The organism is Streptococcus sp. Marseille-Q0941 (assembly GCF_943736975.1).
Lineage (GTDB): Bacteria > Bacillota > Bacilli > Lactobacillales > Streptococcaceae > Streptococcus.
The window spans coordinates 357085-372155 of record NZ_CALSFO010000003.1 but is presented as its reverse complement, the minus strand read 5'-3'; the positions used below and the strand labels follow the sequence as shown (position 1 = coordinate 372155).

6 protein-coding genes and 3 pseudogenes are annotated in these 15071 nt (G+C 36.5%); 1 reads left to right on the top strand and 8 read right to left on the bottom strand.

The window, feature by feature from the left end; translation table 11 throughout:
• Positions 1-20: 20 nt before the first annotated feature.
• Positions 21-713: pseudogene (gene pynA, locus NGI26_RS03690) on the bottom strand (pyrimidine 5'-nucleotidase PynA).
• A gap of 413 nt (positions 714-1126) precedes the next feature.
• On the opposite strand from pynA, the pseudogene NGI26_RS03685 reads away from it, so the two are divergent.
• Positions 1127-2638, top strand: a pseudogene (locus NGI26_RS03685) (Ig-like domain-containing protein).
• Positions 2639-2766: 128 nt separating this feature from the next.
• Here the strand turns inward: NGI26_RS03685 and NGI26_RS03680 are convergent.
• From NGI26_RS03680 to rexB, 7 genes and pseudogenes are all read right to left on the bottom strand, one after another.
• Entirely contained in the window at positions 2767-4851 is a 2085-nt protein-coding gene (locus tag NGI26_RS03680) for a glucosaminidase domain-containing protein (RefSeq protein ID WP_251936110.1), read from the bottom strand.
• A gap of 216 nt (positions 4852-5067) precedes the next feature.
• Entirely contained in the window at positions 5068-5493 is a 426-nt protein-coding gene (locus NGI26_RS03675; protein WP_251936101.1) for a hypothetical protein, read from the bottom strand.
• Positions 5468-6367 carry a phosphodiester glycosidase family protein gene (locus NGI26_RS03670; protein ID WP_251936099.1) on the bottom strand — a complete coding sequence of 300 codons (900 nt, stop codon included), beginning with the start codon at positions 6365-6367 and terminating at the stop codon, positions 5468-5470. The genes NGI26_RS03675 and NGI26_RS03670 overlap by 26 nt, the downstream gene beginning before the upstream one ends.
• Positions 6364-7372, bottom strand: a pseudogene (locus NGI26_RS03665) (glycosyltransferase). The gene NGI26_RS03670 and the pseudogene NGI26_RS03665 overlap by 4 nt, the downstream one beginning before the upstream one ends.
• A gap of 211 nt (positions 7373-7583) precedes the next feature.
• Positions 7584-8081, bottom strand: coding sequence for a YkgJ family cysteine cluster protein (locus tag NGI26_RS03660; protein ID WP_006152239.1), 498 nt, complete (start codon positions 8079-8081; stop codon positions 7584-7586).
• Positions 8082-8171: 90 nt separating this feature from the next.
• Positions 8172-11822, bottom strand: a complete 3651-nt coding sequence (addA, locus tag NGI26_RS03655; RefSeq protein ID WP_251936097.1) for a helicase-exonuclease AddAB subunit AddA — start codon at positions 11820-11822, stop codon at positions 8172-8174.
• Positions 11822-15070 (bottom strand): ATP-dependent nuclease subunit B, encoded by a 3249-nt coding sequence (rexB, locus tag NGI26_RS03650; RefSeq protein ID WP_251936088.1) that lies wholly within the window; start codon positions 15068-15070, stop codon positions 11822-11824. The genes addA and rexB overlap by 1 nt, the downstream gene beginning before the upstream one ends.
• Between the last annotated feature and the right edge of the window lies 1 nt (position 15071).

Here is a 15071-nt window from a genome sequence, read left to right as displayed (position 1 = left end):
TTAATTTTATTTTAGCATCTTTAAAGTTTTCCCAAACAATCCAGTAAATCTTGGTAAGAATGGACTTCGTAAGTCGACTGGGCTTGCGTCTTATTTTCTAAATGTTGAGGATTGTACCAGACAGTATCAATTCCTGCATTATTCCCACCCTGAATATCAGCCGATAAAGAATCACCAATCATAAGGGCATATTTTTTATTAAAGTTAGGGATACGAGCTCCTATTCTTTCATAGAATTGTGCATCCGGTTTTTGAGTTTGCAATTGTTCAGAAATGAATACTTGGTTGAAATAGGGTGCCAAACCCGATTAAGCCAAACGACCTGTCTGAATGGTAGTTATCCCATTTGTCGCTGCGTAGAGTTCATAACCACGATCAATAAGGGCATCTAAGAGTTCTATAGCACCAGAAAACACCTGTCCCTGTTGAGCTAAATAAAACTGATAGCGATTGGCTAAATAGGTACCATCTTTCTCGATCCCAAAATGCTCAAACAATTTTGAAAATCGTGTATTCACTAATTCCTGTTTTGTAATTTTCTTTAGCTCTAAATCCTTCCAGAGAGCCTTGTTCATAGGAACGTAATAATCTTTGTAGGCTTGAATATCCGTAACTCCTTCTTCTTTAAGAAGTTGTGTCAGAGCCACATCCTCTGCAGCATCAAAATCAAGCAAGGTGTGGTCGAGGTCGAAGAGTAAAAATTTATAAGTCATAAGAATAGTATCCTAAAGTTTCTAAATAATGATTGTTAAAACGCCTTCACAATCCTTAGCTCTAAGTATATCATATTGAACATCTTATTTCTAAGACTTAATTCCTATTCTAACTAAATTTTAACTCAATGTAGGTTTAATTTTTTTAAAAGTTTGTAAAAAATGAACAATTTTCTTATTCTTTTTAAGAATTTATCGGAAATTTCCTACTTTTTTATATTAACATTTCCCTACACTCTTTATTGTGATATAATTCACGTTATAGGGGAGTTTTAGTGTTAGACTAGGATGAGGCTTGGTTAAGGTTTGTCTATAAAATTAACCTATATGACTAACTCGTCTTTCAGTTTCTGATTGACGCTACTTTATATTATATTTAGAAACTATCTTAATTTATAAGAAGGATGTATATGATGAACAAAAAGAAAAAGTTTAGTATTTTTTCATTTTTGATATGCGTATTAACGACTGACTATTTTCGTATTTAGTTTGAATAAGACATTTGCTTAAACTCCTGAGGTTTCAGTAACTAGAAAATTCGTAGATACAATCCAAAATGTTAAGGTATCAAATAATGAAGGCGGAGTTCTAGACTGGGAATTAAAACAATGGGCTACATTCCGTCTTAATGTAGATTTTAATTTAACCGGAAAAAATGTTAAGGCAGGAGATCAAACGATAATTATGGTGCCTGATGCTCTAATGATTAACTCTGATAATATTGAAATCAAGGATATCAATACAAACGAGGTGATTGCACATGCAAAACTAAGTGCTGATAACAAGTCCATTACTTTAACTTATAATGATTATGTTGAAAAACACTCAGATACTCAAGGATCTTTCTTCTTCTATGCTCGTGTCGATTTCAAAAAACACCCTCAACAAGGAGAAATTCCAATTGAGATTACGATTAATAAAGAAACAAAACCTGCCGGGAAGATTACATTTAAAGGTATCGGAGATGGAGATCCACAATTTTATCAAAGACTAGTTGGGTTAATGAGAATGACCGAAAAGAGGTTCAATACACTATTTCAGTCAATCGTACAAAACAAAACATCAAGAGTGTAACAATTGAAGATCACTTGAAATTTACAAATGCTTCTTACGTAAAAGATAGCATTAAGGTTATCAAAGGTAAACTTGCATTTGTAGATGGAGAATGGCAATTCTCTGACCGTGTTGATGTTACAGATCAACATAAAGTTACAGTCGCTGAAGATGGACAATCTTTTGTTATTGATTTAGGAGATATTACTGAAGCGGATCAATACCGAATCGATTATGATGTTCGATTAAACTACCAACCCGTTGATGGCGAATTATTGAAGAATGACGCTACATTAAAAGGTAAAGGTGTTGTTGTTAAAGAAGTAACCAATGCTGTTGCAGTTCAAATTGCTGGTGGTGCTGGTGGTGCTGGTGTTGGTTATGTTTACTCAATCAATATCCATAAAGTTAATAATGAGAATCAACCGCTTAAAGGTGCTAAATTTAAAGTAGTACGTGAAGCCAACAATCAAGTGATAGGTGAATACGAAACAGATGAAAATGGTAAAATTACTGTTAATGCATTATTAAAAGATAAATATATCTTGACAGAAACAGAAACTCCTGCTGGGTTCGTTATTAAAGATGCTGATACTGTAGTTAATGTTGAAGATTTTGGAGCTGATCATTCAGTAACTAAAACGATTGTGAATCCAAAAGAAGAAACAACTACAACAACTACGACTGAAGCAACTACGACTTCAACAACCACTACTGAAGCACCTACAACTTCAGGAACTACAACCGAAGAAAAACCCGGACTTCCTAAAACCGGAAAAGGTAAAGGAACATTAGTTACGATCATTTGTTTTGTAACTTTAATTTCATCAATTATTTTGGTAGCATTTCTACATAAATCAAAAAAAGACTAATTCTAGTTTAAAAATTAGGTTTGATTAGTCTTTAAAAAGGATTTACTTTTAAAAAGTAAATCCTTTTTGCATGCTTTAGATAAAAAAATCGATAACTAGTTTTGTTTAGTTATCGATCATAAAGAATTTTAGTCCTTTTCACCAAGTTTGCTATTGATGGTCATCATGATACTTGCTATTTTCTCACCCCAGTATGGATCAGAAGCGTATAAAACGTTCATCCCAGATGATTTATTACCAAGATGAGTTCTACCTTCATCAATATAATTCTCTCGAATCCATTTTGCTGCCCCCAATATTCCTTTGTCAACATTATCAAAACTCTTTGCAGAATCATAAGGAGTTGTATCGTAGGCTGCAATACCAAAGAAGTTATTCTTATCTTTTGCAATCTGACTACGTCCCCAGGCGCTTTCTAAGGCACTGTGAGCCATTAGATAGAGTGCGTTCACCTGATAACGTTTTTCCGCTTCCTTAAAGACAGCTCCTTTACCTGCAAGACGACTTCCGTTAATATTCATTAGAGAATAAACTTTATCGAGTTCAGCTGCGGTATAATTTGTTGGCTTTCTTAGGTCCCTATAGAGGAATGGATTCTCCACTTTAAAATTATCAAAGTTAATGCCATCTGTTGAATAGTATTTTGTACCAATAGCCATAGATGAACTATGAGGTGCTACACGAATACTTGTATAAGGCGATAATTTATGGTAAATGTAACGCCCGTCACTTGTGTAATGAGGGATAAACTCATTATTGGTGTTAACAGCTACCAGGTCACTCCTATTCATAAAGCCTGAAAGACCAGAAATTTTAACAGGTATTCTGTCTCCTTGAGACTCTGTGTCAGAAACCGCAACGATAGTACCTTGAGAAATATAGCTAAGTCTAGCTCCAGAAGCACTATAAACATAGGCTGTGATTGGTTTTACTTTATAATAGCTAGATGGATTAGAAATCCATTTCCCATTATTTTCAAAGCTATAATTTTTACTATTGATTTTCAGAGTCCCAGTAGCGTATACGCCGTCTTCTTTGAGATAGTACCAAGCATTGTAAGATTTATCAAAAATCCACTCATTCTTAGCCATATAGCCATATGATTTGAGATAGTAGGATCCTTGCCATTGATTTTCAGCATAAGTCCCATCAGATTTTAAGTAGAACCAACTATTGTACTTTTTATCAAAGAACCATTCACTTTGAGCCATGGCACCACTCTCTTTTAGGTAGTACTTATCTTTCCATTGACTACTCAGCATGACCCCATCTTTGTCAAAAAGATACCAAGAACCGTTGATCTTTTCCCATTTATCGCGGATGATTTTTCCTGAATCAGTTGCATAGTACCACTTTTCATCCATTTTTACCCAATCTTTTTCAGCCATGGCACCGCTAGATTTTAGAAGGTAGTCATTATAAATGGTTTTGCTTAACATGGCACCCGTTTCATCGAAACGATACCAAGAACCGTTGATCTTTTCCCATTTATCGCGGATGATTTTTCCTGAGTCAGTTGCATAGTACCACTTCTCATCCATTTTTACCCAACCCTTTTCATGCATAGCTCCACTAGTCTGAAGAAGGTAGTCATTATAAATGGTTTTACTTAACATGGCACCCGTTTCATCGAAACGATACCAAGAACCGTTAATCTTTTCCCATTTATTACGGATAATCTTTCCTGAGTCAGTTGCATAGTACCACTTCTCATCTATTTTCACCCAAGAAGTTTCAACCATAGCACCGCTTTTGTTAAAGAGGTAGTCATCATAGACTGTATTGCTAAGCATGGTACCATCTTGGTTAAAATAATACCAATGACCAGCTATTTTTTTCCAATTCGTAACAGCCTTTTTACTTTCATAATAACGCCATTGACCATTCTCTTTTTGCCAACCTTCTTTGTTGATCTCCTCAGTAATTTTTTCTGTTGAAGAATTATCCTTGGTCACGGCTGTTTCTTGCTTCTGTATCGATTGAGAAGAATCTTTTTCTGTCTGATCGTGTCTTTCGTTTTGATTCTCTTTCTTGCCTTTCTCTTGACCTTGAGATTGCTTTTTCTCTTTCGCTTCCTTATTCGTTTCATTTGCTACAGTTTTTTCTGAATTTTGTACTTTGTTTGTAGCATGGTTTTCTTTCGCTAATACTGTTGTTTTTGAAATTCCTGCCATGGAAAGAACAACTGTACTTGCTAGCAGTATTTTTTTCATTATTTTATCCTTTCAACTTTATAATCCCTATATTTTATACTTTTTGGTTGTCGTTTCAAAGACGGTAATTATCTATTTCATTATACATTATAATTTCAAATATAGAAGTAACATCTTTAAGAAGAAAGAAAGTTGTAATATGATTAAAACATTCTAGAAATAAAAGCCCTAAAAAGTAGTCGAACATGATATGAACGACTACTTTTTATAATAGATCTAAACTTCCACTGTTCTGCCTTTCTTCTTTATTCGAATAGGATTTATAACTATCGATAGAAGAGTTAGGATAACAAATCCGATACCGACATACCAGTAAAGGGCATCAAGTGTCGTTGAACGACCAGATAAATTGACAATGCCTAGGAATAGTGTTCCTGTTGTTAGAATCGCTACTGCCGAATTCCATAAATTGAGACTCATACGAGAAAACTGAGGAAAAACTTTAAGAAACACTGTTAGTAGTATTCCTCCTACAAGAGGTACCGTAAATAAATAATGCATATGAACAGAACTCTCACCGAAACTGAATGCTTCATAAATTCTAGAAAGGATAAAGAAGAAAATCGTAATTTGAGTATAAGAAATAACTGTTTTTTTAAAGCGTTTCTTGCTAGGATTAATAATCGATGTAGACAATATCACTCACCGCCCTTTCTGAAATTTTATTTCCACCAGTCGTTGGCTTATTGACAACCTGACCGTTGAAGTAAAGTGTAGAGGATCCACCACCATCAAGATTATAAGCTGTTTTAACACCGTATGATTTCATAACTTCAGCTAGCTGGTACAAAGAGAGACCTTTACTTTCAGAGGTACGTCCGTCAGAAACTACAATAATATAGTGGTTCTCATCAATAATTCCAATCGCTGTACGAGGATTTGATGCCATTGCTTGTCCAACTTCTGTATTGGTATCAACAGTAATTTCACCATTTTCGACCAAGGCTGGTCCAAAAGCTAAGAGATTAACAACCCCGTCATTGACAAGTTGCTCAGCAGTAATCTGATCTTCGTAAATAATCTTGAAAGAGCCGTCTTTATAAATAGCTAAATCACCATTATTAGAATTTTCACGGACAGTATCACGATAGACAACTCCATTACGGATTACATAACCGGAAGAGTTGGCGCCGTAATAGTCACCATTAACTGCTAGAATTGCGTTATTATCTGCAGCAGTTACAGATGTTTTAGCTGTTGCGTTTGTTCCAAATGAGTTTTTTTTTAGATAGTCTGATGAACTTACTGTGACATCAGCAACGTATACCTGGGTGTTATTCACCGTCGTTTCTGACAAATTGATAGAAATATTGTCATCCTTATAACTTGAGTCAGTTACTGTTGCTGTTTTAGCAGCTTTGCTTGCTGTGGCTGTATTTGCACTAGTGTTAGTTGTTGTCACTGTTGAAATCGTCTCAGCTAATACAAAGGTTTTCAGCATAGAGTAACTAAAGGACCCTGTCAAGAGTAAACTGAGAACCGAGGCATAAGCATATCGTTTCTTTAAAAATTTCATAGTACAGTAGATGTCCTTACTTTAAAGATGAATTTCTTCTGAACAGTCCATGAGACCACAAAGAGAAGAATACCGACAATAATCTTAGAAATTAGGAGATTAATACCAAATACAGTAAAGAATAGACGAATAAGCAGAGTATCCTATTCCTGTCTTAGCAAGGCTATCGTCGTTTTTAAGGACTAGTTTTTTATTTGTAGAGTAGTTAAAAATAAAGCTGGTCACACGGGCTAGTCCGTTAGCTAGGAAAATTCGAAAACTCGTCGGAACTGTTGGTAAAACCAAGATTGCAATAGCGTAGACAAGGTAATCTACAACAAAACTACTGAGAGACGACAAGGCAAATTTAAAAATATTTTTATAAATCATCAATCCATCTCGAATTGGACGAAAGTGTGATGCCTCATTATCGTTGATATAAACTGTTTCAATTGGAACTTCTAAAATTTGATATTCTTTGCTTGCTTCGAGTAACATGTTCATTTCATATTCGTAACGATTTCCTTCTATTTTCAACATAAAAGGAATGAGATTAGTTGTAAAAGCACGGAGCCCTGTTTGTGTATCTGTTACTCCTACTCCTGTTTGCAGTTTAAAGAGTGCTTTTGTTAAGCTATTTCCAAAACGGCTACGAAGAGGTACTTTACCTGTGAAGGCACGCACACCTAAGATTAGTTTGTTAGGATTTTCAGAAGCTTTATTAGCCGCACGGAAAATATCCCAAATTTTATGCTGACCATCTGCGTCAGCTGTTACGACCGTTCCATAGCTATTTTGTTCTTGAATATAAGCAAAGGTCGTTTTAAGTGCTTGGCCTTTACCTTGGTTCACATGGTGACGGAGTACCGTAGCATATTCTTCTGCTTTATCAAAGATAGTTTGACACTTTGATGAACTACCGTCGTCAATAACTAGGATATGAAAATCACTCTTTTCATGGATTTTTTCGATGAGTTTGATAAGTTTATTATCAGGTTGATAAGCTGGAATTACTATATAGTTCATACCGGTACTCCTTTCTTAGTGGTTGTATAACTATACAGAATATCGCTTGAAGATACCTTATGTCAGTTTTATTTAAGAAAAAGTTTAAGAAATTTTAATATAAGAAGCTGTTTCTTCTATATAGCAACAAATAATCTAGGTTAATAAATATACAAAAAAACCTCAAATAACCAGTGCACTTGAGGATAAAATTTAATATAAAATAGGATATTCACTCGATTTTATCTCTTAATTTCTCAACGAAGAGATAGGCTGCAGGACAGGTTAGAGTGTTTTTGATAGTCAAGTTATTGATTTGATAAATCTTTTTACGGTCAGTATGTGGAAACTCTCTACAAGCCTTGGGACGAACATCATATATAGAGCATAGATTATCACCACCGAGAAATGGGCATGGCATTGACTTAAAGATCTTATCACCGTCTTCATCCACCTGTAGAAATTCGTCTTCGAAGGCTGGTAATTTCATTTTAAAATACTTGGCAATGCGTGTGATATCTGCTTCTTTAAAATCTGGTCCAAGGCTCTTGCAGCAGTTGGCACAGGCTGTACAATCAATTTCTTCAAAAACCTCTTGATGGATTTCAAGCGCAATTTTATCTAAATTTTTAGGAGCTTTCTTTTTTAAATTTCCAAGAAATTTCCGATGTTCTTTTTGCTTTTGTAATGCTAATTGGTGGTAATATTCGATATCGATTTCTTTTGACATAGATTCTTTAACATCCTTTTCTGAAACTAGTATACCATAACTGAAACTAAATAAAAACTACTGCCAAGAAAGGCAATAGTTTTTACAAGATTAGTTAACTTCGACCACCTCAACCAACTCTTTCCCGAGTAAAATCAAATATTTTTCAACTTTATTTATTTGGTAAGAACGAGACAAGGCTTCTGCATAAAGTTCTAGTTGGCCACGATAACGCTCAATCAGTTGACTAGCATGATCGTATCGGTCTGTCTTGTAGTCAAATAGAATAATCTTATCGTCATAAACTAGATAACCATCTAAGATTCCACGGACAACAAAGTCTTCCTGACTCTTATCATCTCGTTTTAACATTGAGAAAGGTTGTTCTCGATAAAGTTTATCTTGGTTTGCAAGAATCTCTTGACCAAGAGTTGTATCAAAGAAAGACAAGATTTTTTCTAGATTCACTTTATCTTTAACAGCTGAGCTCGCTTGCACTTGTTCTAAGGCTTCTGCTAGAGTTTCTATACTTGGCTTCTGAGAAAGGTTGATTCGTTGCATGAGTTCATGGGTGGCACTACCAATCTCAGCTCCAGTAACTTTTTCGGTTTTGAAGAAGTCTGGAAGTTCAAAGTGAAGGTTATTTTCTTTTGGTTTAGTTTGACCAGCTACTACTACACCGTCCATATCCATGACTGGTTCATAAAACTTTTTAATCTGGCTTGGGGTCTGAACACTTGGAAGATTAATTGCTGCACGGTGGATTTCATTATAGACTTCCACTTCTTTTAGCATTTGTAAAGCTTCCCTAATGGTATCAGACTGACGGTTGCTTGCCTGAGAAAGATCTTGGAGCTGGCTTTTAGTTTCCAATTTACCGATAGCTTCTTCTGTCAGTTGTTCTTCACCCTCGAAACGCACACTAAAGTGTAGGTCTTCTTTAGAAAAGGCCTGATAGATTGACCAAATCCAGTCCTGGAAATTTTGAGCTTCGAGTCTAGTTTCACGAGTCAAAAGACCTTTTCCGTTTGTCGGATATTCTTTAGACTCCAACTTTTCTCGAGATCCCTTACCGACTAGATAGAGCTTTTTCTCAGCACGCGTCATGGCTACATAAAGTAAACGCATTAACTCAGAATAGCTTGCTAATTGGAGCTCTTTCTCATTTTGAGTATAAGTCAAGCTTGGAATGGATAACTTAATCGTTGATGGGAGATATTCCTCTTTTGCATTTGTAGCGACTCTAGCTACGTACTTAAGACCAAGGCCATTTTTTCGACTTAAGATAACATCAGACATGGAATCTTTCTTATTAAACTGCTGATCGATATTGAGAATAAAGACATAAGGAAACTCAAGTCCCTTACTCTTATGAATACTCATCAGCTCGACAGCGTCCTTAGGTGGAGCTACAGCAACACTAGCAAGATCATGCTGGGCTTCCAATACTTGATCAATCATAGCTATGAAGCGTGATAAACCTTTAAAATTACTCTTTTCAAACTGATCAGCTCGTAGAGCTAGGGCATAAAGGTTGGCCTGTCTAGCCTGACCATTTGGCAAGGCACCAACATAATCATAGTAGAAACGTTCACTATAGATTTTCCAAATAAGGTCATAAAGCGAATGAGTTTTTGAGAACAAACGCCAAGCATCAATAGTCTCCATGAAAAAGTTAAGCTTTTTATGGAGTTCAGATGTTATCAAATCCTTTTGAGGACTAGTTTTGGCTTGAGCATTGACTAATTTTTCAAAAAAGTTCTCTTGAACCTTATTCTCAGATTTTTGAAGAGCTAGACGAGCTAATTCATCCTCATCAAAATTAAACATCGGAGATTTCATCAAAGCTACTAAAGCAAAGTCTTGCAGAGGATTATGGACGACACGAAGAGTATCCAACATAACTTGCACTTCTAAAGATTGCAAATAATTGTTTTGAGCGCCATCCGTTTTAACCGGTATGCCATATTCCGACAAAGCAAGTAAAACCTGATCATTGCGGCTTCTGCTGGCAGTTAAGAGAGCAATGTCATTGAAAGGGACACCTTTATTATGATGAAGATGCAATATTTCCTTAATGACCATGCGCATTTCACCAGTCAGTTTGTTGGTCGAAAACTCTTCCTCTTCCTTAGAATCGCCCTCATCATCCTTATCATACAAGAGCACTTCTGCCTTGTTTTCTGGATTTGGCTGTAAATCAGTATTTCCGAAAACAAGTTGATGCATGCCGTCATAAGATATCTCTCCAACTTCTTCATCCATGAGATGCTTAAAGACGTCATTAGTGGCATCTAGAACTTCGGAACTACTACGGAAGTTTTCCTTAAGCAGGATTAATTGACCTTCTTTACTATCTTGAGCAAAGCTGTGGAATTTTTCATTGAAGATTTGGGGATCTGCCTGTCTAAAACGATAAATAGACTGCTTAATATCGCCCACCATAAAACGATTAGAGCCGTTTGAGAGAAGTTCCAACATTCTTTCCTGGATATGGTTGGTATCCTGGTACTCATCGACCATGACTTCGTGGAAACGTTCCTGATACTCTTGTCGCACCCGAGGGAAGTTTTCCAATATCTCAATGGTATAGTGGCTAATATCAGCAAATTCGAAGGCATTTTCTTCGCGTTTACGCATTCGATAAGCTGAAACAAAATCACTCATGAAGGCTTGGAAAGTCTTTGCTAAGTCCCAAGACTCTTGATGATAATCTCCCTGGAAATTCAATAAAGTAATTTGGTCATTTAGTGCGATTAGTTTTTCAAACCTGTCTTTTCTCTCTTGGTTATATGCTTCTTTTAGAGCTTGGAGCTCAGCCTTGCGACTAGCATTTGACAGTGCCTTACCATTTTTTTCCTTAGATATAGTTACAACTCGCTCTAAAATTTCTTGGTATTGCTTGAAAGTCGAGTCAGGCGTTAAAGTTCCAATTTCATCAAGAACTTGTTGGACAGATTCTAAGTAGGCTGCTTTTCCAAATTCCTTGGCATCATTATCTAGATGGTAACGGAAGAAACTTTCCAAATCCCTGAGTTTTTCCTTTATATCTTCTGCTATTTTTTCTTTAGCAATCGTAAAATCAGCCATTTCGAATCCTTTTAAGAAAGATTCCTCTAGCCAAGTCTGAGGATTACTTGTAGATTGCAAAAAGTCATAAATCATATAGACCTGTTTACGCAATCCACGTGCATCCTTGCTTTTACCCGCAAAGTTCTTGACCAACTGACTAAACTGTTCTTGTTCCTTACTTTGGTAGTGACTTTCGAAAACTTGTCGAAACACATCATTCTTTAAGAGGAGTTGCTCACTTTCATTCTCAAGAATCCGAAAGTTTGGGGCGAGATCAATCAGATAACCATGTTTAGCCAGGAACTTCTGAGTAAAAGAGTCCATAGTTCCAATAGTAGCATTTGGTAAATCAGCTAATTGTCTTCCAAGATGCTTTTTTAGCTCCAAATCTTGAGTCTCTTGGATTTCTTGGCTGATTTTCTTTTCCAAGCGTTCTTTTAACTCGGTTGCTGCCTTTACCGTAAAAGTTGAGATAAAGAGTTGGCGAATTTCTATACCACGTGCTAGTTGATCAAGAATTCGTTCAGTCATGACAAAGGTTTTTCCTGAGCCAGCTGATGCTGAGACCAGAATGTTTTGACCAGAACTGTAAATAGCTTGAATTTGTTCAGCTGTTTTCTTGGGTTTCTTGTCAGAATGAGCTTCTTCTATTTGCAACTTTTCAATCTCTTCTTGGGATAAAAATTTCATCACTCCAACTCCTCTCTAATTTTATTAAACCATGTTTCCTTATCATTGCTCTTAGCGACCTTATCTAACAATCTAGCCTGACCCAGATGGTAATTAGCTTCAAAACCAGTTATCGACTGATATTGTTGGACATAAGGGGCAATACTTCTGCCGTCTTCTGTGTAGGGATTAATAGCAAATTTACCAGATAAAATCTTCTCTGCAGCTTTCTTATAGATAAGGGCATTATAGTCCAGCAACAACTGGAATTCCTCATCAGACAATTGATAGGTCTTGTTTTTGTTGTATAGTTCCCCAAGGTTCTTTATCTCTTTTTCGAGAAATAGTCCTTGATATTTCATACTCTTAGAAGTTTCCACTAAAGCCTTTGAAAGAGTTTTAACAGATTGTAAGGAATGAACTGGCTCAGCCATCTCTAAATACATAGCACCAAAGAAGTCTGTATTTCCTTCTTTCTTAAGAGCAGCCAGATAGGTTGGTAATTGTGAATTAAGGCCGTTATAAAAAAGAGGGAAGTTAAACTGAGTTAGAGATGATTTGTAATCGACAATACCGATAGCATCACTGGTCTTTAGGCGGTCGATACGGTCAACTTTACCACGGACATAGACATTTCTGCCATTATCTAACTGAACAAAAGTTTGTTCCTTGCCACCAAAGACTACTTCTTCCTGAATGGTTTCAATTTCAGAATTGTGACGCAGAATATGTCCTGTAGCGCGTGCAACATCCAAGAGAACTTCCTTGCTTAATTGGGCTTCCAAACTTTCTTGATAAATCGCTTGAAACTCTCGCTCTTGACTGGTTTCAGAGATTGCTTGTTCTAGGCGACGATCAAAAGATGTATCATCAGGAAGTTTCATAGCGCGTTCAAAAATACGATGCAAGAAATTACCATGGCTTCGAGCATCCGGTCTCAGACGCAATTCTTCCTGCAAGCCTAAGACATATCGAAGGTAATAGCTGTATTCGTTTCGATAAAACTCTGTTAATCCAGAAGTTGATAGATAAAAATCTTGATCTTGAGGATACAAAGCTTCCAAAGTTTCAGTAGCTAAGGTCTTACTTTTTGGACTGGTCGGTAGGACAGGATTATCAAGACCTTGATCTTCTAATTTTCTACCCATAACCCGAGCTAAAACCTTAATAAATGTCAAGTCCTGGTCACTTGTCTCCAACTCACCCTGCTGGTGATAAGCAACAAGACTAAACAAAAGACTGTGATAAGAACCAATATCATCCTTTGATAGTTTTTTTCGATCGATTCTCTTTTCAATCTTGCTAAAACCAAAATCCTGCAATTCTTTCAGATAAACCGACTCTTTACTCTCGTTTTCATTGAGTAAACTTGGCGCTGATAAGACCAATTGCTTCTTGGCAGAATTTACCAAAGAAAGCATGGTATAGCGATTCTTCTTAAGATTTTCATGGCTAGCAATCAATAATTGAGAACCTTCTTGAGTCCTTTGATTCAGTACTTCCCTTTCTTCATCACTCAATAAACTCATGTTTTGAGTAATTTTAGGCAAGTGTTCTTGAGTTAAGCCAAGTGCATAGATATAATCAGAAGTCAAAGGCGCAATCAAATCATAACTTTGGACCAGAACAGTATCTACAGTTGCTGGAATTGTACGATAATTTGATAAGGACATCCCTGAATGAAGAAGAGCCAAGAAATCATCTAAAGCAACCTGAGAACCTTGAAAAACGGTAGCAAATTGCTCCATTACATGGCAAAATGCCTTCCAAACCTCCTCTTGTCTTTCTTTTTCTGCCACTTCCATCGTTTTAGTTAAGGTTTGTAATTGCTTGGTCACAGATGCATCCTTCAAAAAGTTATTCCATTTTGTAAGGATATTTTCAGTCTTTTGCTTACGACTGGATAATAAGGTTTCTAGTGGATTTAGAACACGGACACGAAACTCGTTTAATTTCTCTAAATCAAATTTCCCATGATGGTTTTTTGTAAATTTTTGTTTAAAGTTAGAAAGACCATCAATGCCTAGATAGCGGATATATTGTTCAAAGCTGTCGATTTCTTCTTGTGTAATGTCAGTATATAAGCCAGTACGTAAGAGATTTATCAAATCTTCCTGACGGAAATAGTATCGTTTGAGACGTCCCACAGATTCTACAAATTGAGTCAAAGGATGGTGAGACATAGACTCACTCTTACCTAAATAGAAGGGAATCTGATATTGATTAAAAATAGTCTGCAAGGACAGTTTGTAAGACTCTACGTCACCTAGTAAGATACGAAAATTTTTGTAGCTAAGTTGAGCTTCTTGGTGTAATTTCTGACGAATACTGCGAGCAACTAGCTCCAGCTCTTCTTTTTGCGTCAGACAAGACCAGATTTGTAAGTCTTCTCTATCCTTATCGTCTACATCGATACTGATTTCAGAATAATCATAAGCACTTTCTAGTAATTTTGAGGCCTTGGCAAAAGCGTCAAGGTTTTCATGTTCTTTACAGGCATCTTCTGCCTTGGTCTGATATTTAAAGGCTAAATGACGTAGAAACTCAACACTGGCTTGATAGAGATTCCCTTCACTAAAGGGGCTAGTATAGGCTTTCTTAGTCGCATAGACGCCAATAATAATCTCAACACCCTTGCGATGAAGCAGATCCACTAGGTGTTCCTCTTCTGCAGAAAAACGCGTAAAACCATCAATGACGAGAGCAATTTTGTGGAAATCACTACTTACCTTGTTTTCTTGAATAGCATCAATCAGATAGGATAATGGACTCCCCTGTGAAACTTGACCTTGATTTAAATACGCTGTTATCTTTTCAAAAATTAAGAGCAAATCAGAGCGTTTATCAGCGTCAGTCAGGCTTTCCAAGTCCAAAAAGCTCATCTTTGCCGTCGTCATTTCATGATAAATCTCAATCAGTTGCTGGATGAATTGTGGATCTTGCTTAATAGCGCCGTAAACACGTAAATCCTTAGCGTCTATCTCAGACAGACACTTATAGAAAGCCATACCAAGACCAATATCATCGAGACTTGACCTCTCAGGAATATCATTTAAAACCAGATAACGAGCCATTTGAGCGAAGCGCGTGACTGTGATCGTAAAAGAAGCCTGCTGACTCAAGTACTCCAGCACGGCGCGTTCCTTTTCAAAAGAAAGAGAGTTAGGGGCAATGTAAAAGACTCGTTTGCCATTGGCAACCAGTTCTTGAGCCTCCTTAGTCAGGATTTCTGTCAAAGAAATCCTAATATCGGTATAAAGTAGTTTCATC

What these genes read in the sequence shown, in the direction of transcription:
- NGI26_RS03670 (WP_251936099.1), bottom strand. Translation starts at nt 6,367, where the DNA reads ATGAAATTTTTAAAGAAACGATATGCTTATGCCTCGGTTCTCAGTTTA.
- rexB (WP_251936088.1), bottom strand. Translation starts at nt 15,070, where the DNA reads ATGAAACTACTTTATACCGATATTAGGATTTCTTTGACAGAAATCCTG.
- addA (WP_251936097.1), bottom strand. Translation starts at nt 11,822, where the DNA reads ATGAAATTTTTATCCCAAGAAGAGATTGAAAAGTTGCAAATAGAAGAA.
- NGI26_RS03680 (WP_251936110.1), bottom strand. Translation starts at nt 4,851, where the DNA reads ATGAAAAAAATACTGCTAGCAAGTACAGTTGTTCTTTCCATGGCAGGA.
- NGI26_RS03660 (WP_006152239.1), bottom strand. Translation starts at nt 8,081, where the DNA reads ATGTCAAAAGAAATCGATATCGAATATTACCACCAATTAGCATTACAA.